Origin of the sequence: Rhizobium sp. YAF28 (assembly GCF_052113285.1) — a bacterium.
Classification (GTDB): domain Bacteria; phylum Pseudomonadota; class Alphaproteobacteria; order Rhizobiales; family Rhizobiaceae; genus Rhizobium.
In genome coordinates this window covers 375,384-400,701 of the sequence record NZ_JBFRCX010000003.1, presented here as the reverse complement: position 1 = coordinate 400,701, position 25,318 = coordinate 375,384, and the positions used below count along the sequence as shown (strand labels likewise).

At 59.5% G+C, this 25,318-nt stretch carries 22 protein-coding genes; 11 read left to right on the top strand and 11 right to left on the bottom strand.

Translation table 11 applies throughout. From position 1 onward, the window contains the following. Positions 1-33: 33 nt before the first annotated feature. Both AB4Z13_RS09585 and AB4Z13_RS09580 read right to left on the bottom strand, forming a co-directional pair. Positions 34-1,452 carry an MFS transporter gene (locus AB4Z13_RS09585; protein ID WP_439016904.1) on the bottom strand — a complete coding sequence of 473 codons (1,419 nt, stop codon included), beginning with the start codon at positions 1,450-1,452 and terminating at the stop codon, positions 34-36. After that, positions 1,449-6,227 carry an NAD-glutamate dehydrogenase gene (locus tag AB4Z13_RS09580; protein WP_439016903.1) on the bottom strand — a complete coding sequence of 1,593 codons (4,779 nt, stop codon included), beginning with the start codon at positions 6,225-6,227 and terminating at the stop codon, positions 1,449-1,451. The genes AB4Z13_RS09585 and AB4Z13_RS09580 overlap by 4 nt, the downstream gene beginning before the upstream one ends. Before the next feature lie 276 nt (positions 6,228-6,503). On the opposite strand from AB4Z13_RS09580, the gene pdxY reads away from it, so the two are divergent. The 3 genes from pdxY to AB4Z13_RS09565 all read left to right on the top strand — a co-directional run bounded on the left by pdxY (position 6,504) and on the right by AB4Z13_RS09565 (position 9,799). Next, positions 6,504-7,379, top strand: coding sequence for a pyridoxal kinase PdxY (gene pdxY, locus AB4Z13_RS09575; protein ID WP_439016902.1), 876 nt, complete (start codon positions 6,504-6,506; stop codon positions 7,377-7,379). Positions 7,380-7,439: 60 nt separating this feature from the next. Continuing rightward, positions 7,440-8,081, top strand: a complete 642-nt coding sequence (locus AB4Z13_RS09570) for a carbonic anhydrase (RefSeq protein ID WP_037072467.1) — start codon at positions 7,440-7,442, stop codon at positions 8,079-8,081. Between the two features lie 92 nt (positions 8,082-8,173). Beyond that, entirely contained in the window at positions 8,174-9,799 is a 1,626-nt protein-coding gene (locus AB4Z13_RS09565; protein ID WP_439017289.1) for a GGDEF domain-containing protein, read from the top strand. 53 nt (positions 9,800-9,852) lie between these two features. On the opposite strand, the gene AB4Z13_RS09560 is transcribed toward AB4Z13_RS09565, so the two are convergent. The 3 genes from AB4Z13_RS09560 to AB4Z13_RS09550 form a co-directional block, all read right to left on the bottom strand. Then, complete coding sequence (locus tag AB4Z13_RS09560; RefSeq protein ID WP_439016901.1) at positions 9,853-10,674, bottom strand: lytic murein transglycosylase; 822 nt, start codon at positions 10,672-10,674, stop codon at positions 9,853-9,855. A 170-nt stretch (positions 10,675-10,844) separates the two neighbouring features. Continuing rightward, complete coding sequence (locus AB4Z13_RS09555; protein WP_113322194.1) at positions 10,845-11,879, bottom strand: aspartate-semialdehyde dehydrogenase; 1,035 nt, start codon at positions 11,877-11,879, stop codon at positions 10,845-10,847. A gap of 115 nt (positions 11,880-11,994) precedes the next feature. Then, positions 11,995-12,225 carry a hypothetical protein gene (locus AB4Z13_RS09550; protein WP_439016900.1) on the bottom strand — a complete coding sequence of 77 codons (231 nt, stop codon included), beginning with the start codon at positions 12,223-12,225 and terminating at the stop codon, positions 11,995-11,997. 69 nt (positions 12,226-12,294) lie between these two features. Here AB4Z13_RS09550 and AB4Z13_RS09545 point away from each other — a divergent pair, with 69 nt between their 5' ends. From AB4Z13_RS09545 to AB4Z13_RS09525, 5 genes are all read left to right on the top strand, one after another. Beyond that, positions 12,295-14,049, top strand: coding sequence for an alkaline phosphatase (locus AB4Z13_RS09545; RefSeq protein WP_442205969.1), 1,755 nt, complete (start codon positions 12,295-12,297; stop codon positions 14,047-14,049). Between the two features lie 99 nt (positions 14,050-14,148). Next, entirely contained in the window at positions 14,149-14,610 is a 462-nt protein-coding gene (locus AB4Z13_RS09540; protein ID WP_113322196.1) for a hypothetical protein, read from the top strand. Between the two features lie 6 nt (positions 14,611-14,616). After that, positions 14,617-15,306, top strand: a complete 690-nt coding sequence (locus tag AB4Z13_RS09535; protein WP_439016898.1) for an ABC transporter ATP-binding protein — start codon at positions 14,617-14,619, stop codon at positions 15,304-15,306. Further along, complete coding sequence (locus tag AB4Z13_RS09530) at positions 15,303-16,586, top strand: FtsX-like permease family protein (protein ID WP_439016897.1); 1,284 nt, start codon at positions 15,303-15,305, stop codon at positions 16,584-16,586. The genes AB4Z13_RS09535 and AB4Z13_RS09530 overlap by 4 nt, the downstream gene beginning before the upstream one ends. Before the next feature lie 206 nt (positions 16,587-16,792). After that, positions 16,793-18,679: an MFS transporter gene (locus tag AB4Z13_RS09525; RefSeq protein ID WP_439016896.1), complete on the top strand. Its 1,887-nt coding sequence runs from the start codon at positions 16,793-16,795 to the stop codon at positions 18,677-18,679. A gap of 84 nt (positions 18,680-18,763) precedes the next feature. Here AB4Z13_RS09525 and lpxE read toward each other — a convergent pair whose 3' ends face one another. Both lpxE and leuB read right to left on the bottom strand, forming a co-directional pair. Further along, positions 18,764-19,498 carry a lipid A 1-phosphatase LpxE gene (lpxE, locus tag AB4Z13_RS09520; protein WP_439016895.1) on the bottom strand — a complete coding sequence of 245 codons (735 nt, stop codon included), beginning with the start codon at positions 19,496-19,498 and terminating at the stop codon, positions 18,764-18,766. Positions 19,499-19,791: 293 nt separating this feature from the next. Beyond that, positions 19,792-20,904, bottom strand: a complete 1,113-nt coding sequence (leuB, locus tag AB4Z13_RS09515; protein ID WP_037102127.1) for a 3-isopropylmalate dehydrogenase — start codon at positions 20,902-20,904, stop codon at positions 19,792-19,794. Between the two features lie 181 nt (positions 20,905-21,085). Here leuB and AB4Z13_RS09510 point away from each other — a divergent pair, with 181 nt between their 5' ends. After that, positions 21,086-22,018: a pyridoxal-phosphate dependent enzyme gene (locus AB4Z13_RS09510; RefSeq protein ID WP_113322201.1), complete on the top strand. Its 933-nt coding sequence runs from the start codon at positions 21,086-21,088 to the stop codon at positions 22,016-22,018. A 62-nt stretch (positions 22,019-22,080) separates the two neighbouring features. On the opposite strand, the gene leuD is transcribed toward AB4Z13_RS09510, so the two are convergent. The 3 genes from leuD to AB4Z13_RS09495 all read right to left on the bottom strand — a co-directional run bounded on the left by leuD (position 22,081) and on the right by AB4Z13_RS09495 (position 23,584). Continuing rightward, the gene (leuD, locus tag AB4Z13_RS09505) at positions 22,081-22,689 is read right to left on the bottom strand and encodes a 3-isopropylmalate dehydratase small subunit (RefSeq protein ID WP_113322202.1); all 609 of its coding nucleotides are present in this window, start codon (positions 22,687-22,689) and stop codon (positions 22,081-22,083) included. 135 nt (positions 22,690-22,824) lie between these two features. Then, positions 22,825-23,244: a VOC family protein gene (locus AB4Z13_RS09500; protein WP_439016894.1), complete on the bottom strand. Its 420-nt coding sequence runs from the start codon at positions 23,242-23,244 to the stop codon at positions 22,825-22,827. A gap of 109 nt (positions 23,245-23,353) precedes the next feature. Beyond that, positions 23,354-23,584 carry a hypothetical protein gene (locus AB4Z13_RS09495; RefSeq protein WP_007824784.1) on the bottom strand — a complete coding sequence of 77 codons (231 nt, stop codon included), beginning with the start codon at positions 23,582-23,584 and terminating at the stop codon, positions 23,354-23,356. A 113-nt stretch (positions 23,585-23,697) separates the two neighbouring features. Between AB4Z13_RS09495 and AB4Z13_RS09490 the strand changes: the two genes are divergently transcribed. Then, the gene (locus AB4Z13_RS09490; RefSeq protein ID WP_439016893.1) at positions 23,698-24,603 is read left to right on the top strand and encodes an HpcH/HpaI aldolase/citrate lyase family protein; all 906 of its coding nucleotides are present in this window, start codon (positions 23,698-23,700) and stop codon (positions 24,601-24,603) included. Further along, positions 24,603-24,809 (top strand): DUF1737 domain-containing protein, encoded by a 207-nt coding sequence (locus tag AB4Z13_RS09485; protein ID WP_113322205.1) that lies wholly within the window; start codon positions 24,603-24,605, stop codon positions 24,807-24,809. Before AB4Z13_RS09490 ends, AB4Z13_RS09485 begins: the two co-directional genes overlap by 1 nt. Positions 24,810-24,811: 2 nt before the next feature. On the opposite strand, the gene AB4Z13_RS09480 is transcribed toward AB4Z13_RS09485, so the two are convergent. Continuing rightward, positions 24,812-25,249 carry a metallopeptidase family protein gene (locus AB4Z13_RS09480; protein ID WP_113322206.1) on the bottom strand — a complete coding sequence of 146 codons (438 nt, stop codon included), beginning with the start codon at positions 25,247-25,249 and terminating at the stop codon, positions 24,812-24,814. Positions 25,250-25,318 lie beyond the last annotated feature (69 nt).

Genomic DNA, 25,318 nt, shown 5'->3' with positions numbered 1-25,318 from the left:
ATATGCCCCCGGCTTTGCGGCCGGGGGAATATGTCAGGCGCGATCCGCCGGATAGGGCGTGCGGATCAGCAGCACCAGGCCTCCGGCCAGGAACAGGATCAGCGTCGACATGCCGAGATGCGCCGATCCGGTCAAATAGGTCACAATCGAAAACAACAGCGTTGCCATGAAGCTCGTGGCGCGGCCGGACAGCGCATAGATGCCGAAATAACGGCCCGCTTCTTCGAGGCTGACGCTGCGCGCCAGATAGGAGCGCGATGAGGCCTGCACCGGGCCAAAGGCAAGACCGATCAACAGGCCATAGAGGATATAGGCTTTTTCTGCCATCGTGCCGAAAAGTCCACCGCCGTCGGCGGTCGAAAGCGGCATCAGTCCGAAGAAAGTGTAGCCGGGGCCGGTGGAAATAATGCCGATCGTGGCCAGCAACAGCATGGTGAGGCTGATGATAACAGTCACCTTCGAGCCGATCCCCCTGTCGACGCGTCCGGCAATCAGGCAGCCGAGGATTGCCACGACATTGAGAATGATCCCGTAGATGCCGATCTCGATCGTGGCCCAGCCGAACATGCCCGCCGCGAAGGCGCCGCCAAGGATCAGCAGGCCGTTGACGCCATCCTGATAGATCATGCGGGCGATAAGGAAGGTCAGGATATTGCGGCGCGTCTTCAGTTCGCCGAGCGTATTGCGCAATTCCCTGAGGCCGAAACGCACGGCAAAGCCGAAAGGCAGTCCCTTGCGGGCATCCGGTGTGAAGAAAAACATCGGCAGGATGAAGATCAGATACCAGACGGCCGAAATCGGACCGGTGACGCGCGCATCCTCGCCCGTATGAGGATCGAGACCGAAAAGCGGATCGAGGCCCAGAATGGTCTTGCCGCTTTCGGGGCTGCCGGCCAGCAGTGCCACGACGGCGATCAGCACGATCATACCGCCGAGATAACCAAGACCCCAGGCGGTGTTGGAAAGCCTGCCAACCTCATCCTTGCCGACAAGGCGCGGCATCATGGAATCGTTGAATACGATCGAAAACTCCGCCGAAATCGAGGCAAGGATCATGAAGATGACGGGATAGATAATTGGCGAGCCCGGGGCAGCAAACCAGAGGCAGCAGAGGCTGACGATCTTGATCACAGCGAAGAAGGCGATCCAGGGTTTGCGTGCGCCGGACTGGTCGGCAATGGAGCCTAGTATGGGAGACAGGATGGCGATGATGATCGAGGAGATCGTCGCCATATTGCTCCACATCGTCTGCGCGGAGACGGGATCGGCCGTCAGCCGCGAGACGAAGTAGGGGCCGAAAATGAAGGTGGTGACCACGGTGAAGAAAGGCTGGGCTGCCCAATCGAAGAGCATCCAGCCCCATATGCCCTTCTCCGTGGCTTTCGGCGGCTGCGTTCCTGTCCAGTCAATGCGATTCAAGCGTCCGCTCCTTTTTGGGGCGGACTGTCTCATCTCGCCCGGTCGCGCGCAAGGTCGGTCAGGATGCCTGCGGCAACAGTGATGCGGGCGAGGTTCGGATCGGCACCGTCGCTGAGGCTCGCAAGCTCCTCGACGATGCGGTTGATGCGGATCCTGTCCTGCGCATGCCAGGCCTGGACCGGCTGCTTTTCCTTGCCGTGATCTGAAAGTGCGGAGATCACGATATCGCGACGGGCGCTGGCGATCTGGTCGATGCTGCGGGCAAGCGCGAGGTTTTCATAGTGGTCCGACGTAATGATGCGGTTCCCCGCAGCAAGCAGCCGGCCGACACGGAAGGTCTGGGTGACGGCAAAATAGTTTTCGGCCGCACGCGGGAGCGCCTCGCCGGTCCGTTCGGCGATCTGCATGATTTCCGGCACGAGGGCGAGGGTCGGTAGAGCTGCAATTTCGGCGGCCAGTTTTTCCGGCAGGCCGGCCTGCTGGTACTCCTGCTGGCGCGCTGAGACTTCGGCTGCTGCCTGCTCGGCAAAGGCGGGTTTAAGTTTTTTCAGAGTAGCCTGCAGCCGGCTAATGATTTCCGCCATCCCGCCTCGGGTCATGCCGGTCTTCAGCAGCAGACGTGTCAGCACGGTGAAGTTATTGGTGATCTCCTCGTAAATCCGGTTCTGGACCTCGCCGGAAACCTTGTTGTCCAGGGCATCGGTTTCGGCCCATAGCCGGTTGAGATCAAAGCCGTCACGGGCGACGATCGCGGCGCGTACGACCTCAGAGGCAGAGGCCGCTGTGGCATCCATCATGCTCACCGTAAAGCCCGGCCCGCCGCGGTTGATCGCCTCATTTGCGAGGACGGTCGCGACGATTTCCCGCTTCAGCCGGTGGGTGTCGATGTCGGATGCGTTAGACTTCTGCATCTTGGCCGGGAAGTAGTTGAATAGCGTGCTGATGAAATAAGGGTCATCAGGTAACTCACTGGCGATCAGCGCGTCGAAGAGGACGATCTTGGCATAGGAGAGCAGCACGCCGATCTCGGGGCGCGTCAGTGGCCGTCCGGCCGTGTAACGTTCGGACAGCGAGGCGTCGTCGGGAAGCGTCTCGACCTTACGGTTCAGTTGGCCGGCTGCTTCCAGCACGCTCATGAAGCGGCCGAGTTCCAGGCCGTTTGCCGTTCCTTTGCGGGATGTCAGTGAGATCGCCAGGGACTGCAGGTAGTTGTTGCGCAGCACGAGGCCGGCCACTTCATCGGTCATGCTGCCGAGAAGCTGGTCGCGCTTTGCCCGGTTGAGGCGCTGTTCATGCATGGCGTTTGCCAGCGCGATCTTGATATTGACCTCGACGTCCGACGTGTTAACGCCGGCAGAGTTGTCGATAGCATCGGAATTGCTGCGTCCGCCCTTCAGGCCATAGGCAATGCGGCCCTTCTGCGTGACGCCGAGATTGGCGCCTTCGCCGATTACCTTGGCGCGCACTTCGTCGGCCGTGATGCGGATCGGATCGTTGGCGCGGTCGCCCACTTCCGCATCGGTTTCCGACGCGGCCTTCACGTAGGTGCCGATGCCGCCAAACCAGAGCAGGTCGACCGGGCTCTTCAGGATCGCCGTCATGATCTCGAAGGGCGTGGCGACCGCCTTGTCGATGCCGATTGCGGCTACGGCCTCCGGCGTCAGCGTAACCGACTTTGCCGAGCGCGAAATGATCATGGCGCCTTTCGAGAGCACGGACTTGTCGAAGTCCTGCCAGCTTGAGCGCGGTAGGTTGAACAAGCGCTGGCGCTCTGCGAGCGTCTTTTCCATATCAGGGTCGGGGTCGATGACGATGTCGCGATGATCGAAAGCGGCGACTAGCCGGATCTTCGGCGAGAGCAGCATGCCATTGCCGAAAACGTCACCGGACATGTCGCCGACGCCGGAAACTGTGAAAGGTGTCGTCTGGATACCGATGTCCATTTCGCGGAAATGACGCTTCACGGTTTCCCACGCGCCGCGTGCGGTGATGCCCATTTTCTTGTGATCGTAACCGGCCGAACCACCCGAAGCGAAGGCGTCGTCCAGCCAGAAGCCCGCTTCCTGAGCAAGGGCATTGGCGGTGTCGGAAAAGGTTGCCGTGCCCTTGTCGGCAGCGACGACGAAATAGGGGTCATCGCCATCGAGACGCACCGTGTTATCAGGCGGGACGATGTCGGCGCCGGAGATATTGTCAGTGATGGAAAGCAGCGTACGGATATAGGTTTTGTAGGCTTCCCTGCCTGCATTGAAGACCTCATCGCGGCTGCCGCCGATCGGCAGTTTCTTGGGATAGAAACCGCCCTTGGCACCGACAGGCACGATCACAGCATTCTTGACCTGCTGCGCCTTCACGAGGCCCAGAACTTCGGTACGATAGTCCTCGGCGCGGTCCGACCAGCGCAGGCCGCCACGGGCAACGCGGCCGAAGCGCAGATGCACGCCTTCCACTTCCACGCCATACACGAAGATTTCACGGAAAGGCTTCGGTTCCGGCAGGCCGTCGACCAGATGCGGGTCGAGCTTGAAGGCGAGCATCGCCTTCGGTGTCCCATCGGCATTGCGCTGGAAATAATTGGTGCGCAGCGTTGCATCGACGATATTGACATAGCGGCGCAGGATACGGTCGTCATCCAGGCTCGGCACGTCGGCAAGCTCGGCTTCGATTGCCTGATGCAGTTCGGCGAGCTTCTTGATACGCGCCTTTTCCGACAGCTTCGTATCGAGCGTGTCGTGGAACAGGCGGAAGATCGAAGCGGCGATAACAGGATATTTGTCGAGGGTGGTTGCGATATAATCCTGCGAATAGGCGATGCCGGCCTGGCGCAGATAGCGCGCATAGGCGCGCAGCACACTAACCTCGCGGGCCGAGAGACCGGCCGACAGGATCAGCCGGTTGAAGCTGTCATTGTCGATCGTGTCACTGAAGGCTGCGACGAAGGCTTCTTCGAGCGGTGCGCCAAAACGTGCGAGGTCAATGTCCGCACCGCTGCGAGCCTCGAGTTCCATGTCGTGCAGCACGACAATGTTGATGGCGCTGTCGGCGGCCGGAACTTCGATATCGAAGGTCCGTTCGCTCAGGACGTTGAAGCCGAGGTTTTCGAGTAGAGGCACGCGGCGCGACAGCGGCAGCTGTTCGCCGCTATGGAAGATCTTCAGCGACAGGATGCGGCCGCGTTCATCGTCCTGGCGATAGTAGAATTCGATGCGGATCGGCTCGCCGGCGGCGCATGCGGCGATGTCGGGCAGATCGCCGACCGCTTCATCCGGCGTGAAGGCTTCCTGGAAGGCGTTGCTGACGCCGAGCTTCGGCGCCTTGGGACCGGCGAGCATCTCGAAGCGGCTGTCCCAGCGCGCGGTGATCTGGCGGATCGTCTCCTCGAGCTTGGCCTGATGGATGCGTGGCGTCTTACCGCCCGAGCGGCCGATGATGAAGTGAACGCGAGCCACTCCACCTTCCGGGAAGGCCGGATAATAGGCGGAAACACGGCCGTCATAGACGGTTTTCAGATAGGCGCCGATGCGTTCGCGCACGATCGAGTCATATTCCTCGCGCGGCACGAAGATGATGACCGAGACGAAACGGTCGAAATGGTCGATGCGCGGCAGCACCCGCACGCGCGGGCGATCGGCGAGGTCATTGATCTGCTCTGCAAAGGTCGCGAGCAGCGGCGTATCGATCTGGAAGAGGTCGTCGCGCGGATAGGATTCCAGCGTATTGTCGAGCATACGGCCGGAGTGGCTCATCGGGTCGAAGCCGAAATGCTCCTTCACCTTCTCGATTTTGGACCGCAGTAGCGGGATTTCGGTGGCCGAGGACGTATAGGCTGTCGAGGTGAACAGGCCAACGATGCGGAGTTCCCCCGTTACGTTGCCCTGTGCGTCGAAGCGCTTGACGCCGACATAATCCATGTAGGCGCGGCGATGGACAATGGATTTCACGTTGGCTTTGGTGACGATCAGGAAATCGGGACCATCGAGGAAGGCGAGAATTTCCGGCGTCGTCGTCACGGCGTCCTTACCGGTGCGCAGAACAAGAACCTCGGGATTGGAGAGAATGCCGAGGCCTGTTCCCTTGTCGCGTTCGACCTTGGAATCGGGACCCTTGCCGGAATAGACGTAGTCGCGCATGCCGAGGAAGGTGAAGTTCTCGTCACGCAGCCAGGTCAGGAAGGCGATCGCCTCGTCACGGTCGGCTTTCTTGCGGCTGGCGTTGTAATTCGAAAGCTCTGAAATCACTTCATCGACGCGGGCAAGCATCGGCTTCCAGTCGGAAACGGCAAGCTCTACCTGCTCGAGTACTGCCTTGATCCGCTTGATCAGGTCGGCGGCCTGGGAGGGGCTCAGAGGCGAAATGTGAAGCTGGATGTGGCTCACCCGCTTTGCCGGGTCGCTCGGCACATCGGCGGAATAGAGTTCCGGAGCCTTGCCGTCTTCCAGGATCAGGATCGGATGAACTGCCATGTAGATGTCGCGGTAGGTGCTGGTCACCTCACCCATGACGGATTCGTAGAGGAAGGGCTTATTGTGATCCGTCACCGAAAGAATGGAGATTGCAACGCCATCGGGCGTGACATCGGCGACCGTGTCGATGCTGACGCGCGGCACCTTGCCGTTCCAGGCGCCGAGCTCGGCTGCCGAGTGTACGGAGGAAAGCGCAAGCATTTCCGGCGTGTAGAGTTCGAGGTCGTCGCCGCTGGCACGGCCGAAGAGAATTTCGGGATCGAGATGGGGTTCGCCGGTCGCGGCCGCGATTTTGCGCGCGCTCTCGATCTGCTTTTCCCGTTTTGGATTGTTTCTGGTGGCCATGGATCATCCCCCCGATTGTTTTGATGTGGGCAAGGTAGCAGAAGGTTCTTCGAAAGAATCCTTAAAAGAGCGCTTCGAAAAGTAGTTTTCGTGCTTTTTTGGCTATGCTGGCGAGAGATTTCGAAAGCTTTTAGGTCGTTTTATGCCTATCGACGGCGAAATGACTTTATCCGGCTTTTTCGTCCCGCCGCACATTTCCACGCTCCCGTGAAGAATGGTTGACAGCGCCTCGTCAAAAAGATCATCAACGGCGGTCGAAATTCGGATTCGGATGCCATGTCGGAAAACGCAGCGGGCGCAGTCATCGTCATCTCCAGCCATGTCGTGCGGGGGTCGGTTGGAAACCGTGCTGCGGTCTTTGCGCTGGAAACGCTCGGCCATCAGGTCTGGGCGCTGCCGACGATCGTGCTGCCCTGGCATCCCGGTCATGGCCGCTCGACACGGCTGACCTTCGCCGATGCCGATTTCGAGGCGGCGATTGACGATCTCATCCGCGCGCCATGGATCGGCGAGGTCAAGGCCGTCTTGTCGGGCTACTTCGGCAACGCCGCCCAGGCCCGCTCCGTCGCGAAACTCGTTGCATCCTTGCGCGAGAAGAATCCGGAGCTGCTCTATGTCTGCGATCCGGTCATGGGTGATCTCGGCGGCCTCTACGTCCCGGAAGCGACAGCCGAGGCGATCCGTGACCATCTGATACCGCTTGCCTCGCTCGCAACGCCGAACCGGTACGAACTTGCCTGGCTTTCAGGGGCGGCACTCGATGACAACAACGCGGTCATGGAGGCCGCTCTTTCGCTCGGCCCCTCACGCATGCTGGTCACATCGGCGGTGCCGATGATGGCGGGGGGCACCGGCAATCTCTATCTCTCCGGAAGGCATGCCCTGCTTGCCGAACACCGTGTCGTTGAAAACCCACCAAATGGGCTCGGCGACCTGCTTGCCGCCCTTTTTCTCTCTCGCCTGCTTTCGGGAATGGAGGATGAAAAGGCGCTGCAGCTGGCGACCGCCAGCGTGTTCGAAGTGTTGGCGCGCGCTGTCAAGCGCGGCAGCAACGAGCTGATGCTGGCAAGCGATGCCTCCAGTCTTTCGACGCCCATGGCAATGGTGCAGATGCGTCACCTGGTCCATCCTGCCCAGCGGCGGAAAAAATAGGTCTCAGGCTTTTGCAGCGCAGCAGTTGATCTTGGCTCACGCGCGCGCTAATCCAGAGACATGATGAGCTTCCCCAACTCCCTGCTGGACGGTTATCGCAACTTCATGAGCGGGCGATATGCCGATGCCCGCGACCGGTATCGGCAGCTTGCAGAAAACGGGCAGAACCCGACGACGCTCGTTATTGCCTGTTGCGACTCGCGCGCTGCTCCCGAGCTGATCTTCGACGCAGGGCCGGGCGAACTCTTCGTCATCCGCAACGTCGCCAACATGGTGCCGCCCTATGAACCGGATGGCCATTTCCATTCCACGTCGGCAGCGCTCGAATTCGCCGTGCAGGCGCTGAAGGTCAAGAATATCGTTGTCATGGGCCATGGCCGCTGCGGCGGTATCCGCGCAGCCCTCGATCCCGATGCCGAGCCTTTGTCATCCGGTGATTTCATCGGCCGCTGGATGTCGCTCGTTCGCCCTGCCGCCGAACAGATTGGCAGCAACAACGTCATGACGCCGGCCGAACGGCAGACTGCGCTGGAGCGGGTCTCCATCCGCAATTCGATCAACAATCTCAGATCTTTCCCTGATATCAAGGCGCTTGAAGAAGAGGGCAAGCTGGAGCTTCACGGCGCCTGGTTCGACATTTCGACCGGCGAGCTCTGGGTGATGGATTCTGAGACACTCGATTTTATCCGTCCCGAAATCTAGGGATAGACCGCTTTAGCAGTTTTTTAAGATATTCCACTAAGCTGCGCTTGCAGGCGGTATATGCGCGTGGATCAGTTATGAATTTCGAAGTGCTGAAATTCAAGAATATCAGAAGGGCAGTACTAGCCGCCATTCTGCTGCCCTTCGTCTTCATGATTGTCGAAGGAGTGGTGTTGATCCGCTCCTCGCTCATGCAGTACCGCGCGCTCGAAAATGACCATCTCTTTGCCGATGTTCTTGCTCGTGGAGGATCGATTGCTGCCAATGAGATCCTGGCGGAACTCGTCGCGACGCGAACCTACATCAACAATCCGGACGAGATAACCAGGGCGGCCATGATGGAAAGGCGGAGCGCGCTCGACAGCGAACGCGCGCGTTTCAACGCCAGTCTCCCGCCCGTTGAAACACTTGATCTCGGTCTGCAGTCACAGCTTTCCGATCTCCGCCTTGCTTACAGCCGTATCGTTGCGGCGCGTTCGGCGGTCGATCGAGGTTATTACGGCAAAGGCGGCAACCCCGTTCATATCTATGGTCAGGCCGGATTGAAGCAGCTTGGTCTCGTCTCGTCGCTTTCGTCGAGGATCCATGATCCCGTGTTGATGCGCAAATCCAGCGAGCTGATGAGTATCCTGCTGACCTACTACGGTGAGCGGCTGATCGGCAACCTTGGCCAGCGTTATTTCGACCAAACCGACTTTTCCGCCATGTCGCACGAGCAGCTCGTTCAAGGCGAAATGATGCTCGGTAACGGCATGGATCGCCTGCGTTTTCATTCTTCCTCGCCTGTCGTCCGGGAGATCCTTGCCTATAGGGCTCAGCCCGACGAGGTCTGGGCCGATACCTTCACAAAGGCCATGGTTTCCGGTGCGCTGCGGCCGGACAAGGCGATCCGAGACAAATGGATTGGTATCCAGAACGAGCGGCTGGATTTCCTGCGGCAGAAAATCGCCTCCGTAACCGATGATATTCATGTGACCGGACAGAAGCTATCGATGCGCTCGCACATTCACATGACGATCGTGCTTGCGTTGTCATCCGGACTGGTTCTGCTCGTTGCCCTTATTGCGGCGCTTGCGGTTCGGGGCATCCGCCTCGTCGCCCGTGTCACCGAAGAGCGTGAACTACTCATCAACGAGCTGCGCAATGCTGCCCAAACCGATCTTCTGACAGGCCTTTATAATCGCCGTGGCTTCGAGGCTGCCGCTTTAGCGCTTCTGATGCAGGCTGAATATGGATCACGTTGGATTTCGGTCGTGTTGTTCGATCTCGATCACTTCAAGAAAATCAACGACGTGTATGGTCATGATGCCGGCGATATCGTGCTGAAGCACGTAGCCGGCGTCGCGCGGGAAAGCTTCCGCTCCTTCGATCTGCTGGTGCGCCACGGTGGCGAGGAGTTCATGGCGTTGCTGCCGGATTCGACACCTGAGGATGCGGCGATCGTTGCGGAACGTGTCCGATTGGCCATCGAGGCTGCTGACATCGTGTTGCCGAGTGGCGAGCGTCTGCGGGTTACCGCAAGCTTCGGCTGTGCGGGGCGTGCAAATGCCGTGAGCAATCGCAATTTCGATGATCTGGTGAAGCGCGCCGATCTGGCGCTCTATGCCGCCAAGGCCTCGGGACGCAATTGTGTCGTTGCCGGGCCGATTGTTCCTTCGGCGGCACCGCAGGAAGAGCGGCGCAAGGCTGCCGGCGGAACCCACGATATCCGCAGTTGAAAAACGCCGCATTCGTATGCGGCGCTCGTATCATTTTCCTATTGAACGTCTCTTCAGTTGCCGTCGATCTGCTGACCGATATAGGCGATTGCCTGCTGATAGACCGTTGCGGCATTCCAGCCCTGGATGGCGACGAAGTTCGGCTCGCCCGGCTGGTAACCGGTGCCGGCACGCCAGCCGTGACCCTTAAGGAAATTGGCGGTAGAGGCCAGCGCATCAGCGCGGGAGCCAACCATATCGACGCGGCCGTCACCGTCACCGTCCGCGCCGTAGCTTACGACGTTGCGTGGCAGGAACTGCGTCTGGCCGATTTCGCCATGGGCAGCACCGCGGGCTTGCGGGCTGAGATAGCCTTCCGAAACGAGCTGCAAGGCTGCATAAAGCTGGTCGGTGAAATATTCCGAGCGACGGCAGTCATAGGCGAGGGTGGAGACTGCGGACATCGTATGCTGGTTGCCCATATAGCTGCCGAAGCCGGTTTCCATGCCCCAGATGGCGATCAGCGGACCGGCCGGAACGCCGAAGCGGCGCTCGATCGAAGCGAAGAGAGCCTGGTTGGCGGCTTTCATCGAACGGCCGCGAGAGATGACGGCCGCACCGCCGCGCTTCTTCATGAATGCGTCGAAGGACAGCTTGAAGCTCTTCTGGCCGCGGTCGGCGGCGATCGTCGGCTTGTTATAGCTGACATTGGCGAAGGCACGGCTCAGGACCGACTGGCTGACGCCATTGGCCGCTGCCGTCTGCTTGAAGTCGGCGACCCAGGCATCGAAACCGGCGCTGGTATTGCCGCATTGGGGACCCTGCGCGAACGCCGGTACCGTATGGAGGACGCCCATTGCCGCGGCGGCCGCCAAAATCAATTTTTTCATGCGCATTGAGAAACCCCGCTCTCGATCTGCATAGCTTTTAAGCCGGGCAAGAGAATGCCAGCCACCGGCGACTTTGTCACGATCACCTTTTAGCGAACGCTTATACGGCGGTATTTGCCCGAAAAAGCCCCGCTCGTCGAGCAGGGGCTTTAGCATATTATGGTTTACAAATGGTATCAGGCTGCCTGCTTGCGCGGCTTGACGAGGCCACGATTGATGAGCAGCTCGGCGATCTGGATGGCGTTGAGAGCCGCACCCTTGCGCAGGTTGTCGGAGACCACCCAGATGTTGAGGCCGTTTTCGACGGTCGCATCTTCGCGGATGCGCGAAATGAAAGTCGCATCCTCGCCGGCGGATTCGTATGGCGTGATGTAGCCGCCATCCTCGTGCTTGTCGATGACGAGGCAGCCCGGCGCATCGCGCAGGATATCGCGGGCCTGGTCAGCCGTAATCTCGTTTTCGAATTCGATGTTGACCGATTCAGAATGGCCGATGAAGACCGGAACGCGGACCGCGGTGCAGGTCACCTTGATCTTCGGATCCAGCATCTTCTTCGTTTCAGCCAGAACCTTCCACTCTTCCTTCGTGTAGCCGTCTTCCATGAAAGTGTCGATGTGCGGAATGACGTTGAAGGCGATACGCTTGGTGAATTTCTTGTTCTCGATCGGATCGGCAACGAAGACGGCGCGTGTCTGGTTGAAGAGCTCGTCCATGCCATCCTTGCCGGCGCCGGAAACCGACTGGTAAGTCGAGACGACGACACGCTTGATCTTGGCGAAGTCATGCAGCGGCTTCAGCGCAACGACGAGCTGGGCAGTCGAGCAGTTCGGGTTGGCAATGATGTTGCGCTTTGTGAAGAGCGAAATCGCATCCGGATTTACTTCCGGAACAATCAGCGGCACGTCGGCGTCGTAGCGCCAGGCCGAAGAATTATCGATGACGACGCAGCCCTGCTGGCCGATCTTCGGGGAGACGCGCTTGGAAACCTCGCCGCCGGCCGACATCAGGCAGATATCGGTGTCGGAGAAATCGTAATTCTCCAGATTGGAGACCTTCAGCGTCCGATCGCCGTAGGAAACCTCGAGGCCCTGGGAGCGGGAGGAGGCGAGTGCTACGACTTCATCGGCCGGGAAACCACGTTCGGAGAGAATGTTGAGCATTTCGCGCCCGACATTTCCGGTGGCTCCGGCAACTGCAACTTTGAAACCCATTTCTCAAGCTCTCTTTCTCTTCTCTCCTCTTGTCCGGTGAGGGGGGGGGAAGCGCGATATCATCGCGGCTTCCTGTCCCCAGCCGGGCCGGGGAGAGAGCGGCAGGCCAGAGACGTCAGACGGTTTTCGTCGTCGTTTTGGCCTTGGTTTTGGAAGAAACCGGAACGGCAAAATCCAACCGGGCATTTTCTGCCAGGTTATTGCGCTCAGCGATGGCGTGCTCGTGGCGAACCATGGATATTCCTTTTCCGTCGTTGCTCATAAAAGGTTTTCCACAGGAGTCAAGGTTTTTACGTGTGGGACGAGAGTAGGAGAAGGGTGCTGCAATGCTGCGGCGTTTTGTCATCCCTCTGTCATTGCCGGGGGGTATCCCCGACCCGTTGTAATAACTGCAACGAAAAACGGGGGTTTTTCCATGCGTATGCTTCTCGCCGCTTTCGCGGCCACCACGATTCTTGCCGGTGCCGCTCAGGCAGCTTCGATCTATCCGCTTGATCGCGCTACGATTCTGGCTGGTTCACCGTTCGACTTCAAGGTCGAGCTCAGCAAGCAGGTCAAGCCGGAAGACGTGAAGATCACGGTCAACGGCCAGGATTACAAAACTGTCCTCGGGGGCGAGGCACAGTTCGTCGAGCTGGAAAAGGGTAAGGAAGACAAGGCTCTCGGTTCCGCTCTCCTGCTGCGCGGCCTGAAGATTTCCGCTCCTGGCGCCTATAAGGTCGAGATCGCCGCCGGCGACGAGACGAAGTCCGTAACCTGGAACGTCTACGACACCGCGGCCCAGCCGAAGGCAAAGAACATCATCTTCCTGCTCGGCGACGGTCTTTCCGTCGCGCATCGCACGGCTGCCCGCATCATGTCCAAGGGCATGACGGAAGGTAAAGCGAATGGCCGCCTGAACATGGACGATCTCGAGCGCATGGCGTTCATCGGTACGTCGGCGACGAATGCCGTTGCCACGGACTCGGCCAACACAATGTCGGCTTACATGACGGGCCACAAGACGGCCGTCAACGCGATTGGCGTTTATGCAGACCGTACACCTGACTCGCTCGATGATCCGCGCGTTGAAACCTTCGCAGAGGCCGTTCGCCGCATGACGAAAAAGTCTGTCGGCATCGTTGCGACGGCCGAAGTCGAAGACGCCACGCCGGCTGCCGTCGTTTCCCATACCCGCAACCGCAGCGACAAGGCCGACATCGTCGGCATGTTGCTCGAAGTCAAGCCGGAAGTCCTCCTTGGCGGCGGCTCGGCCTATTTCCTCGGCAAAGAGGTCGCCGGTTCGAAGCGCAAGGACAATCAGGATTACATCAAGCTCTTCCAGGATGCCGGCTACAAGCTCGCGACCGACAAGAACGAGCTTGCGGCCAATGCATCGGCTAAAGGCAATCTTCTTGGTCTCTTCCATACCGGCAACATGGACGTCACGCTTGATCGTGAGTTCCTGAAGAAGGGCACCGTCGAAAAGTTCCCGAACCAGCCGGGTCTCGTCGACATGACCAAGGTCGCGCTCGACCGTCTGTCCAAGAATCCGGAAGGCTTCTTCCTCATGGTTGAAGGTTCCTCGATCGACAAGATGTCCCATCCGCTCGATTGGGATCGTGCCGTCGTCGATACCATCGAATTTGACAAGGCGGTCGGTGTAGCCCGCGAATTCCAGAAGGCTCATCCGGACACGTTGATCGTCGTCACCGGTGACCACACTCACGGCGTTTCCATCATCGGTACCGTCGATGATGAGAAGCCAGGCACGGAAATGCGCGAAAAGGTCGGGACCTATGCCGAAGCCGGCTTCCCTAACTACAAGGACGAGAATGGCGACGGTTATCCCGATAAGATCGACGTCAGCCGTCGCTTGTTCCTGAGCGCCAACAACGGCCCTGACCATTACGAGACCTTCCGTCCGAAGCTCGAAGGCCCGTTCGTTCCGGCTATCCAGAACGAAAAGAAGGAATATGTCGCCAACGAACAGTACAAGGATGTTCCTGGCGCTGTCTTTGTTCAGGGCAATATTCCGAAGAGCGGCGACAGCGGTGTTCACGCCGTTGACGACGTCGTTCTGCAGTCGGCCGGTCCGGGTGCTGAAGGCTTCCATGGCTACATGGAACAGAGCGATGTCTACCGCGTGCTGGCAGACACTTTCGCTCTCGGCGCCAAGCAGACGAACTGATCCAAGTCGATCCGGCAAGGCCACTTGCTGGCCTTGCCTCTTTCATCGATCATGATCCCGGCCGCTAAGCGGCCGGGAATTTGGTTCCTGGAGATCGCCATGGAAAAATTCTCTTCGCTGCAGCTCAGCAGACGCCAGCTGATCAGTGCTGCCGTCACGCTTCCCTTCGTCGGTTCCCTTGCTCGCGCTGCCGATTCTTCGCTCACTTTCGACGAGCTCTACGGCAAGTTCGGTGTGCTGGGGCTCGAATTCTCCGACAAGGTGAAAACGCTTGCCGGCAAGGACATCAGCATGAAGGGCTTCATGGCTCCGCCGCTCAAGGCAGAGGCACAATTCTTCGTGCTGACCGAAGTGCCGATGTCGCTCTGCCCGTTCTGTTCGTCGGATGCGGATTGGCCGGACAATATCGTCGTCGTTTATCTTGGCGAGAAGCAGACCTTCGTGCAGCCGAGCCAGACGATCGAGGTGCGTGGTATGCTGGAGTATGGATCCTGGCAGGATCCCGAGACTGGTTTCGTCAGCCTGCTGCGCATCCGCCAGGCCGAATATTTCACTGTCTGAGCGTCGATGCTGGCTCTCGATATTGAACATCTCGCCGTGACCTTTCCCGGCTTATCGGCGCCTGCGCTCGCGATCGATCATTTGTCGATTGCCGCCGGCAGCCGTATCGCAGTGACGGGCGGCTCGGGCTCCGGTAAAAGTACCTTCGTCAATGTCATCACCGGACTAGAGCGGGTTCGTGAAGGCCGCATCCGCTGGAAAGGCGAGGACATCGCCGCGCTCTCTGAAAGTCGCCGTGACCGCTTCCGGGCCGCCAATATCGGATTGATCATGCAGGAATTTCACCTTTTTCCCGGCCTGTCTGCTGTCGAAAACGTGTTATTGCCTGCGCGTCTTGCGCGTGCCGCTACGTCAGTAATAGTCGAGCGCGCCCACGATCTCCTTAACATCGTCGGCCTTGAACGCGCCGGGCAGAAGATTGAGACCATGTCGCGCGGCGAAATGCAGCGTGTGGCGATTGCCCGGGCGCTCCTGCGCAAGCCCGGCGTCATCGTCGCCGACGAGCCGACCGCCAGCCTCGATGCGGAAAGCGGCGATGCCGTCGGTGATCTGCTGCTCGATCTTGCCGTGGCCGAAGGCAGCACTCTGATCGTCGTGTCGCACGATTCCCGCCTTGCCAGCCGTCTCGATCGCCGCCTTACATTCCGCTCCGGCCGTATCATCGACGATTCCGACATTAAGGGAGCGGCCGCATGATCCGCTTCATCCTCGCCGATCTGCGCCGGTTGTGGGCTGGTTCCTTCGTTGTCGTGCTGCTGGTGGCGCTTGCAACGGCGCTCGGCGTTTCCGTCATCCTGCAGGAACGTGCCTTACGTCTTGGCAGCGCCCGTGCGGCCGACAAGTTCGATCTCGTCATCGGCGCGGGCGGCAGCGAAACCCAGCTCGTGCTATCGTCGATCTTCCTGCAGCCGTCTGCGCTGCCGCTGATGTCCGGCGACGTTCTGGCCAAGCTTGCCGCCGATCCGCGCGTTGAATGGGCTGCCCCCGTCGGCTTCGGCGATTCCTTCTCGGGCTATCCGATTGTCGGCACGACGAGGGCGTTGACGGAAACGATTTCCGGCGGCTTTTCCGAAGGCCAGGTTTTCGCCAGTGAGGGCGAGGCTGTCATCGGCTCGAGCGTCGACCTTGCCGTCGGCGGCGAGATCAAGCCGATGCACGGCACGATCGAAACCGGCGGCCACACCCATACGGAGCTCGCCTATCATGTGACGGGGCGCCTGCGGCCGACAGGCACAGCCTGGGACCGCGCTATCCTCGTTCCAATCCAGGCCGTCTGGCATATCCATGGACTGGAAGCGGGCGAAGAGCATGAGCATGACCACGCCGGGGAGGCGGATCCTCATGAAGAGGCCGTACACGCGGAAGGTGCCCATGAGGATGCCGACCATCATGCGGAGCCTGATCCCCATGCCGGCCTGAACGAGAGCTGGACCGCGGAAACGCCCGGTCTTCCGGCCATCCTCATCAAGCCAAAGACGATTGCCGATGCCTACAAGCTGCGGCAGGACTATCGCAACGGCACGACGATTGCCGTCTTTCCCGGCGAGGTGCTGACCAGCCTCTATGCGACGCTCGGTGATGCCAAGCAGATTCTCGTTGCTGTTGCCTCCGGCGCGCAGGGGCTCGTCGCCGCCTCGCTGATCCTCGTGACTGTCATCCATATCGGCCAGCGTCGGCGGCAGATTGGCGCGCTACGCGCCTTCGGTGCTCCCCGCGGCGCGATCTTCGGCATTGTCTGGCTGGAATTCTATGTCCTCGTCGCCGTTGGAGTCGGGCTTGGCTTTACACTCGGCTATGGCGCAGCACTCATTCTTTCCGGCTTGTTCTCGCAAAGCAGCGGCGTCAACCTGCCCGTCGGCTTTGCACGCGAAGACGGAACGCTTGCGGTGATCCTTCTCGCCTTCGCCGCTGTTCTCGCCGCCTTGCCGGCAGTGCTCGCCTACCGGCAGTCCCCGGCCCAGGCTTTGCGAGTGTGACGATTGCAGCGTGCCTGTTCCGCCACGACAAGAGCCATGCTAGAGCAATTCCATGCACAAAAATTAGACTAAAGTCATAATCCCAAAGCATCCCTCTTTCTGGCTCGTCTTTTCTGTCAAACTCTCGTCAGGCGTGTCGCGGCTAGGGGTATGCTTTGAGGAGAGTAGGCCGCGACCGTTGCTCATCACTCTGTGGAGGACAGACAATGGCAAATGTCGCAAGCGTCGACGGCGCGAAAGCCGGTCCGATGACGGGCGAGGAGAAGAAGGTCATCTTCGCCTCGTCGCTAGGCACGGTTTTCGAATGGTATGATTTCTATCTTTACGGTTCGCTCGCCACCTATATCGGCGCGACCTATTTCACCCAGTATCCGGAAGCGACACGTAACATCTTCACGCTGCTCGCCTTCGCTGCGGGTTTCCTGGTGCGTCCGTTCGGCGCATTGGTCTTCGGCCGCCTCGGCGATCTCGTCGGCCGCAAATACACCTTCCTGGTGACCATTCTCATCATGGGCTTCTCGACCTTCCTGGTCGGCATCCTGCCGGGTGCTGCCTCCATCGGTATTGCCGCTCCGATCATCCTGATCGGCCTGCGCCTGCTGCAGGGCCTGGCGCTGGGCGGCGAATATGGCGGTGCGGCCACTTACGTTGCCGAACATGCGCCGAACGGCCGCCGCGGCTATTTCACGTCCTGGATCCAGACGACGGCAACGCTCGGTCTCTTCCTGTCGCTGATCGTCATCGTCACGGTCCAGTCGATCATGGGCTCGACCGCCTTTGCCGCCTGGGGCTGGCGCATTCCGTTCCTCGTCTCGGTCGTCCTGCTCGGTATCTCCGTCTGGATCCGGTTGAAGATGAACGAGTCGCCCGCCTTCCAGCGCATGAAGGCGGAAGGCAAGGGATCGAAGGCACCGCTGACGGAAGCATTCGGCCAGTGGAAGAATGCCAAGATCGCGCTGATTGCGCTTTTCGGCGCTACCATGGGCCAGGCGGTCATCTGGTACGGCGGTCAATTCTACGCCCTGTTCTTCCTGCAGAACGTGCTGAAGGTCGATCTGCAGTCGGCCAACATCATGGTCGCGATTGCCCTCTTCCTCGCCACGCCATTCTTCGTCATCTTCGGCGGACTGTCGGACAGGATCGGCCGCAAGCCGATCATCATGGCGGGGCTGCTCATCGCAGCGGTCACCTATTTCCCGCTGTTCAAGGCGATGACTTATACGGCAAATCCAGCCCTCTATGAGGCGCAGGCGACGATCCGGGCAACGGTGACGGTGGATCCGGCGGATTGCAAATTCCAGTTCAATCCGACCGGTACCTCCAAGTTCACCAGTTCATGCGATATCGCAACGGCGTTCCTGACCAAGAACTCGGTGCCTTATGACGTGGTGCCGGGTCCGGCCGGCCAGCCGGCGACCGTGAAGGTCGGTGACGACACGATTACCGGTTACGACGCTGTCGCAGCCGGTGCCGATGCCGCCAAGACCAATGCTGCCTTCGAAAAGGGCGTCAATCTTGCCCTTCATGATGCCGGCTATCCGCTGAAGCGCGGTGTTGCCAAGGTTGCCGATGCCAAGCTCGATGCCTTCATCGCCGCCAATCCGGAACTCACCCTCAATGCCGATGCGATACGCGCGGGCCAGAAGGAAACGCTGCCGGCCGACAAACTCGTTGCCGGCAAGCTGCTGACGGCGGATGAAGCGAAAAGTGTCACCGACATGGCCGTCTACACGATCCCTGGCGGTGGTACGTTCGCGATGGTGGCTGATCCTGCTCGCGTCAACTGGATCGGCACGATCGCCGTCCTGTTCGTGCTCGTACTTTACGTGACGATGGTCTACGGCCCGATCGCGGCGCTGCTGGTCGAGCTCTTTCCGACCCGCATCCGCTATACCGGCATGTCGCTGCCCTATCATATCGGCAACGGCTGGTTCGGCGGTCTGCTGCCAGCTACGGCCTTTGCGATGAGTGCTGCCGCCGGCAACATCTATTACGGCCTCTGGTATCCGATCGTGTTCGCATCGATCACGCTGGTCATCGGCCTGCTGTTCCTGCCGGAAACCAAGAATCGGGATATTCACGCGCTGGATTAAGGCACGGCGGATATCTTGAGAACAAAGCCCGGCGCTCGAAAGGCGCCGGGTTTTTCATGCGTTATTTTTCTTACGCGTCATTTCTTATGCGTTTGGGAAGTATCGCTTGGACATCGGCCAGCCATCCGGCGCAAGTTTGAAAAGCAGGCCGTAGCGCGCACAGACGATTGCTGTCAGCAGCGAGAACCACGCGCCGAAGGCAAGGCCGGCAATGACATCACTTGGATAGTGCGCGCCGACCATGACACGCGTCATGCCGAGCCAGATGGCACCGGCGATGAAGGGCACCCGGTAACGCGGGAAGAGCAGGGCGAAGGCGGCAAAGAAGGCGCCCACCGTGGTTGAATGGCCTGACGGGAAACTTTCCAGCGCTGCATGGCCGGAGAAGGGTGTGAAGGAAAGCACCCCGAGGTCCTGGAAATGTTCGGGGCGCGCGCGGCCGATCGTGCGTTTCAGAAGGTTTGCGAGCAGGCCGGAAAAGACGACGGTCGTAAACAGGTAGGCGCCGATCCAGCTCACATAGAGTGCCTGGGCCCTTGCTTTTGCACTGTTCAAAAGCTTGTAGCCGGCTCTGCCGTGGAAAAAGAGCAGGACGCTGGTGAGGATTAGCCAGGCGGAATTGCCGAAATCGGTCAACATCTCGCCGAAGCGCTGAATGGACTCCGGCAGATGGCCGGCACCGATTGGCGCATCAAGGATCAGCATGGAAAGGATGACGGCGTTCAGCGTAATGAAAAGGCATGCGCGCCACCGCAATGGTGGCATGACGCATCTATTTCTGCGCCAGCGCCTGTCCAAGGAGACTAGAAGTTCCCGCATTCCGACTATCCGTATAACCCTTGGGTATGAGATAGGCGGTAAAAATGCACAGGATTACGACAGAGGGCGGGACTCCCGAGATAATTCTAATCAATTTTGGTAATGGTCCAATTCGTGCCCTGAAGGAGAGGATCAGGCAGAGGCGAGTGAGCGTGATAGCGATGGCAAATGCGACCCGTGCGCTGAATGCCAGACCCTACCGTGACATCATTCATAGGAGCGGGGACGCTGGCTTCAACAAAAAAGCCCTCCGCATGAGGTGCGAAGGGCCGAAAAGCGTTTCACGTGAAATATCAGGCAGAAAGGGCCTTGAACTCGTCGAGGATCGCGTCGCCCATCTCGACGGTGCCGACCTGGCGGCTGCCTGGTGCCATGATGTCGCCAGTGCGGATGCCCTTGTCGAGCACGTTGGCGATCGCCTTTTCGAGGTTGTCTGCTTCCTTGACCAGATTGAAGGAGTAGCGAAGGCACATGGCGAAGGAGGCAATCATGGCGATCGGATTGGCGATGCCCTTGCCTGCGATATCGGGTGCTGAGCCGTGAACCGGCTCATAGAGCGCCTTGCGCTTGCCGGTCTTTCCGTCAGGTGCTCCGAGCGAGGCCGACGGCAGCATGCCGAGAGAGCCGGTCAGCATGGCGGCAACGTCCGAGAGCATGTCGCCGAAGAGGTTGTCGGTGACGATGACGTCGAACTGTTTCGGCTGGCGCACGAGCTGCATGCCACCGGCATCGGCCAGCATATGCTCGAGCTGTACGTCTGAATATTTCGCCTTGTGCGTCTCGGTCACGACCTGGTTCCAGAGCACGCCAGATTTCATGACGTTGCGCTTTTCCATGGAGCAGACGCGGTTGTTGCGGGTGCGGGCCATTTCAAAGGCGACACCGGCAATGCGCTCGATCTCGTAGGTGTCGTAAACCTGCGTATCGATGCCGCGCTTCTGGCCATTGCCGAGATCGATGATTTCTTTCGGCTCGCCGAAATAAACACCGCCCGTCAGTTCGCGAATGATGAGGATGTCGAGACCCTCGACCAGTTCCGGCTTCAGCGAGGAAGCGGAGGCGAGTGCGGGATAGCAGATCGCCGGACGCAGATTGGCGAAAAGTTCCAGATCCTTGCGCAGGCGCAGTAGGCCGGCTTCCGGGCGTACTTCATAGGGAACGCTATCCCACTTCGGGCCGCCGACGGCGCCGAAGAGCACAGCGTCGGCTGCTAGCGCCTTCTTCATGTCGTCTTCGGAGATCGCTGCGCCATGCGCATCATAGGCGCAGCCGCCAACGAGGCCCTCGTCGGTGACAAAACCGGCATTCATCGCCTCATTCATGTAAGCGATGATCTTGCGGACTTCACCCATGGCTTCGGGGCCGATACCGTCACCCGGCAGCAGGAAAAGATTGCGCACTGTCATGAAACCCTCCGCGGAAAAACAAGCTGCGGCTTCTTAGACCCCGGAAATGGGCATTTCAAGCGAGAGAAGGGGTGAATCGGTACGCTTGCCTCCGCGTCATGTGATGTCTGACAAGGTTGCTCCCGTGCCTGCAAACGAGCTAGAACGACAGGCCTGCCTTTCTTTCCCTGGATATTCTCCCATGTCTTTTGCGCCCCTTCATCTCGACACTCCTCTGATCCAGACAGCACCCGATTTCAGCGCCAGCGGCAAGCCGCTTTGGTTAAAGCTCGATGCGCTACAGCCTTCAGGCAGCTTCAAGCTGCGTGGTGTCGGCCGCCTTTGCCAGCATGAGGTTCAAAACGGTGCGCGCGAGATCTTCTGCGCCTCCGGCGGCAATGCCGGCATTGCCGCAGCCTATGCCGGGCGGGCACTTGGCGTGCCTGTTACGATCGTCGTGCCTGAGACGACGGCACCTGACGTGCGTCGAACGATTGCCGCAACGGGCGCCAATGTGCTGGTTCATGGTTCTGTCTTCGATGAGGCCAATGCGCATGCGATCGAACTCGCCGAAAGCCGCAAGGCGACCTATGTGCATCCTTTCGACCATCCGCTCCTGTGGGATGGCCATGCGACGCTGATCGATGAGGTGGTGGCAAAGGGTGCCAAATTCGATTGTGTCGTTACCAGCGTCGGCGGTGGCGGTCTGCTTGCCGGCATCGTCGAGGGGCTGAAGCGGAACGGGCTTTCGGACGTGCCTGTCATTGCCGTCGAGACGGAAGGAGCTGCATCATTTCATGCAAGCCTCAAGGCCAATGAGCGTATTTCGCTGCCGGCCATTACATCGATTGCCACCTCGCTCGGCGCGCGGCAGGTGGCGCAGCATGTCTTCGATCTGCCGAAGCATCACCCGATCGAAAGTGTTCTCGTCAGCGATGCCGATGCCGTGGCCGCCTGCCTGAAATTTGCCGATGCGCAGCGCATCCTGGTCGAACCGGCCTGTGGTGCCGCACTTGCCGTTGCCGATGTGCATGCCGGTCTGCTGTCGCGCTTCGACAATCCGCTGATCGAAGTTTGCGGCGGTATCGGCGTGTCGCTTGAAAAGCTCAGCGTCTGGAGAGAAAAGTTTCTCTGAGATCCGGACAAAGAAAAAGCCGGGCGAAAGCCCGGCTCGATCTCAAAGCAATTTGGTGAGGCTCAGGCGGCCCAGGGGTGCGAAGCGGCGTTCTTCTTTTCGAACTCGTCGATCGCCTTGCCCTTTTCCATGGTCAGGCCGATATCATCGAGGCCGTTCAGCAGGCAGTGGCGCTTGAACTCGTCGAGATCGAACTTGATCGAGCCGCCGTCCGGACCGGTGATTTCGAGGTTTTCAAGGTCGACCGTCAGAATGGCGTTGGAGCCGCGCTCGGCGTCGTCCATCAGCTTGTCGAGGTCTTCGTGGCTGACCTGGATCGGCAGGATGCCGTTCTTGAAGCAGTTGTTATAGAAGATGTCGGCGAAGCTGGTGGAGATCACGCAGCGGATGCCGAAATCGAGCAGCGCCCATGGAGCGTGTTCGCGCGAGGAGCCGCAGCCGAAATTGTCACCGGCAACCAGGATCTTTGCCTCGCGGTAAGCCGGCTTGTTCAGCACGAAATCAGGGTTTTCGGAGCCGTCTTCGTTGTAGCGGGCTTCGGCGAAAAGGCCCTTGCCAAGGCCGGTGCGCTTGATGGTCTTCAGATAGTCCTTCGGAATGATCATGTCGGTGTCGATGTTGACGACCGGCAGAGGGGCTGCAACGCCCGTGAGCTTCACGAATTTATCCATGACCTATGCTCCATTTCAGCAAAACGTACTTTCTGACTTTGCATCTATTCCAGTTTCCCGCCGAAATGAAGAAGAATCTTTCGTTGATGGTGGCCACGCGGTGTTTCGCGCGGCCTGCCGATTGCGCGTGTCCCTTTACTTGGACGGTGCGTTCAGGCCCCAGAGCACGCCGAACGGATCACGAAGCTGGCCGTAACGGTCACCCCAGAACATCAGTTCGACCGGCATGACGACTTCGGCGCCGGCGGCCACTGCGCGGTTCCACCAGAAATCGATATCGTCGATCACCAGCTGGATGGCAAAACCTTCATGGCCTTTGAAGGGATGGCCGTATTCCGGATAGGCATCCGACAGCATGAGCGAGCTGCCATTAATATAGAGATGCACATGCATCGTGCGGCTGCTCTCGTCGACCGGCACGAGATAGGCTTCTTCAGCGCCGAAAGCTTTCTTGTAAAATTCCGCAGCCTTTACCGCGCCGTCGACCGTCAGATAGGGAAGCAGGCCGTTCTTGACCGGCGGCATCTTGGTCTGGTTGTTCTCCGTTGCATCCATGCTCGTCCTCCATTCGTTTTTAAAGTGCCGGCTGAATGCCTGGCTGCTTCAAGGACGTAGCATGGGAACGTGAGCCGACAATGTCGGTCAGAATTTTCAGAGAAAATGATCAGAGATCGATGATCGTGCCGCGGCCGTCGTTCCAGATGCGCATCTCGCGCTTACCATCGGCGCGGGCGCGGACGGGAGCGGGCTTCATCTTCATCGAAAGGGCGCGGCCGACCATGAGCACGGTCAGGATGCCGCCAACGGCGAGCGTGACCGAGAAGGTGAGAAGCAGCATGGCCACGAAAACGGTGGCGCCGGCAAGCATGAAGAAGATGGAGCGAATGTTCTGCATTGGTTTGAAACCTTTCTACGGAAAGGAATGTGGTCCTTCTTTTTCCTCTCTGCAAGCCAAGCGTGGCTTTTTGTTGTCTTGCCGGGCTTTGCGAAGCTTGGCACTAATGGTCCATGAGCCGAACACCACCTCTTCGTTCCCTGCGTCTGCGCCGCTCGGTGCTGAGCGTACCCGCCATCAATGCGCGTGCGCTTGAAAAGACCCATTCCCTTGATTGCGATGCGGTTATTCTCGATCTGGAGGATTCCGTCGCGCCCGAGAGGAAGGCGGAAGCGCGCGACAATCTGAAGGCCTTTTTTGCCGGGTCGCCGCTTGAGGGCAAGGAAAGGATCATCCGTATCAATTCTTTGTCATCCGGATTCGGACTGGCGGATCTGGAACTGGTCAAGGCGCTTTCGCCCGATGCCGTTCTGCTTCCAAAGGTGGATGAGCCACAGGATGTAATGGCTGTCAGCGATCTGCTTGCCGAGGCCTATGCGCCGGAGGAGTTGCGCATCTGGGCGATGATCGAGACGCCGCGTGGCGTGCTGAATGCTGCAGCGATCGCCGAATCCGGCCGCACGCCGGGCTCGCGGCTCGATTGCCTCGTGGTCGGCCTCAACGACCTGCGCAAGGAAACGGGCGTCTTGCCGCAGTCGGGGCGGACCTATCTCGTGCCCTGGCTGATGCAGGTCGTTCTGGCGGTCAAGGCCTATGGGCTCGATGCGCTTGACAGCGTCTTCAACGATTTCCGGGATGACGAAGGTTTCGATGCCGAGTGCGGGCAGGGCCGCGCCATGGGTTTTGCAGGGAAGATGCTGATCCATCCGGCGCAGATTGCAGCCGCCAACGCGCATTTCGGGCCTGACGCGGAGGAGATTGCGGAGGCGGAAGCCATCATTGCCGCTTTCGCTGATCCGGCGACCGAGGGGCTCAACGTGATCAATGCGAACGGGCGGATGATCGAGCGGCTGCATCTTGTCCAGGCCGAAGCTCTGGTCCATAAAGCGCACCTGATTTCTGCAAGAAAGCCCGCCTGATGAAACTCTACCGCTTCCTGACTGGTCCCGACGACGCTTCCTTCTGCCACAAGGTCACGACGGCACTGAACAAGGGCTGGTCTCTGTCCGGCTCGCCCAGCTATGGCTTCAATGCTGCGACCGGCCAGATGCAGTGCGGCCAGGCCGTCGTCAAGGATGTCGAGGGCAAGGATTATCACCCGGACATGAAACTGTCTGAGCAGTAAGCTTAACGTTCGGCCGCCTCTTCGGCGCTCGCCTCGATGCGCTCCATGTCATCGTCGCTGAGGCCGAAGTGGTGGCCGATCTCATGGATCAGCACATGGGTGATGATGTCACCCAGCGTTTCGTCGTTTTCGGCCCAGTAATCGAGGATCGGACGGCGATAGAGGCGGATGCGGTTCGGCATCTCGCCGGTTTCCACGGTAAAGCGCTCCGAAATGCCGCGGCCCTCGAAAAGGCCGAGCAGGTCAAAGGGCGTTTCCAGCGCCATATCTTCAAAAACTTCGTCGTCGGGGAAGTCTTCGATTTCGATGGTCAGATTGGTCGTCAGCTTGCGAAATTCGTCCGGCAGATGACTGTAGGCCTCCATTGCCAGCGACTCGAAGGTGCTGATCGCCGGCGCATGGCGGTCCCGCCAATCATCGCTCTGGTCTATGCGGGCCATAAGTATTCCTTCCTTTGCCGGCCCATATAGAACCTTTATCGCCGATTTTCGAGTGCGGAATCAAAGGCA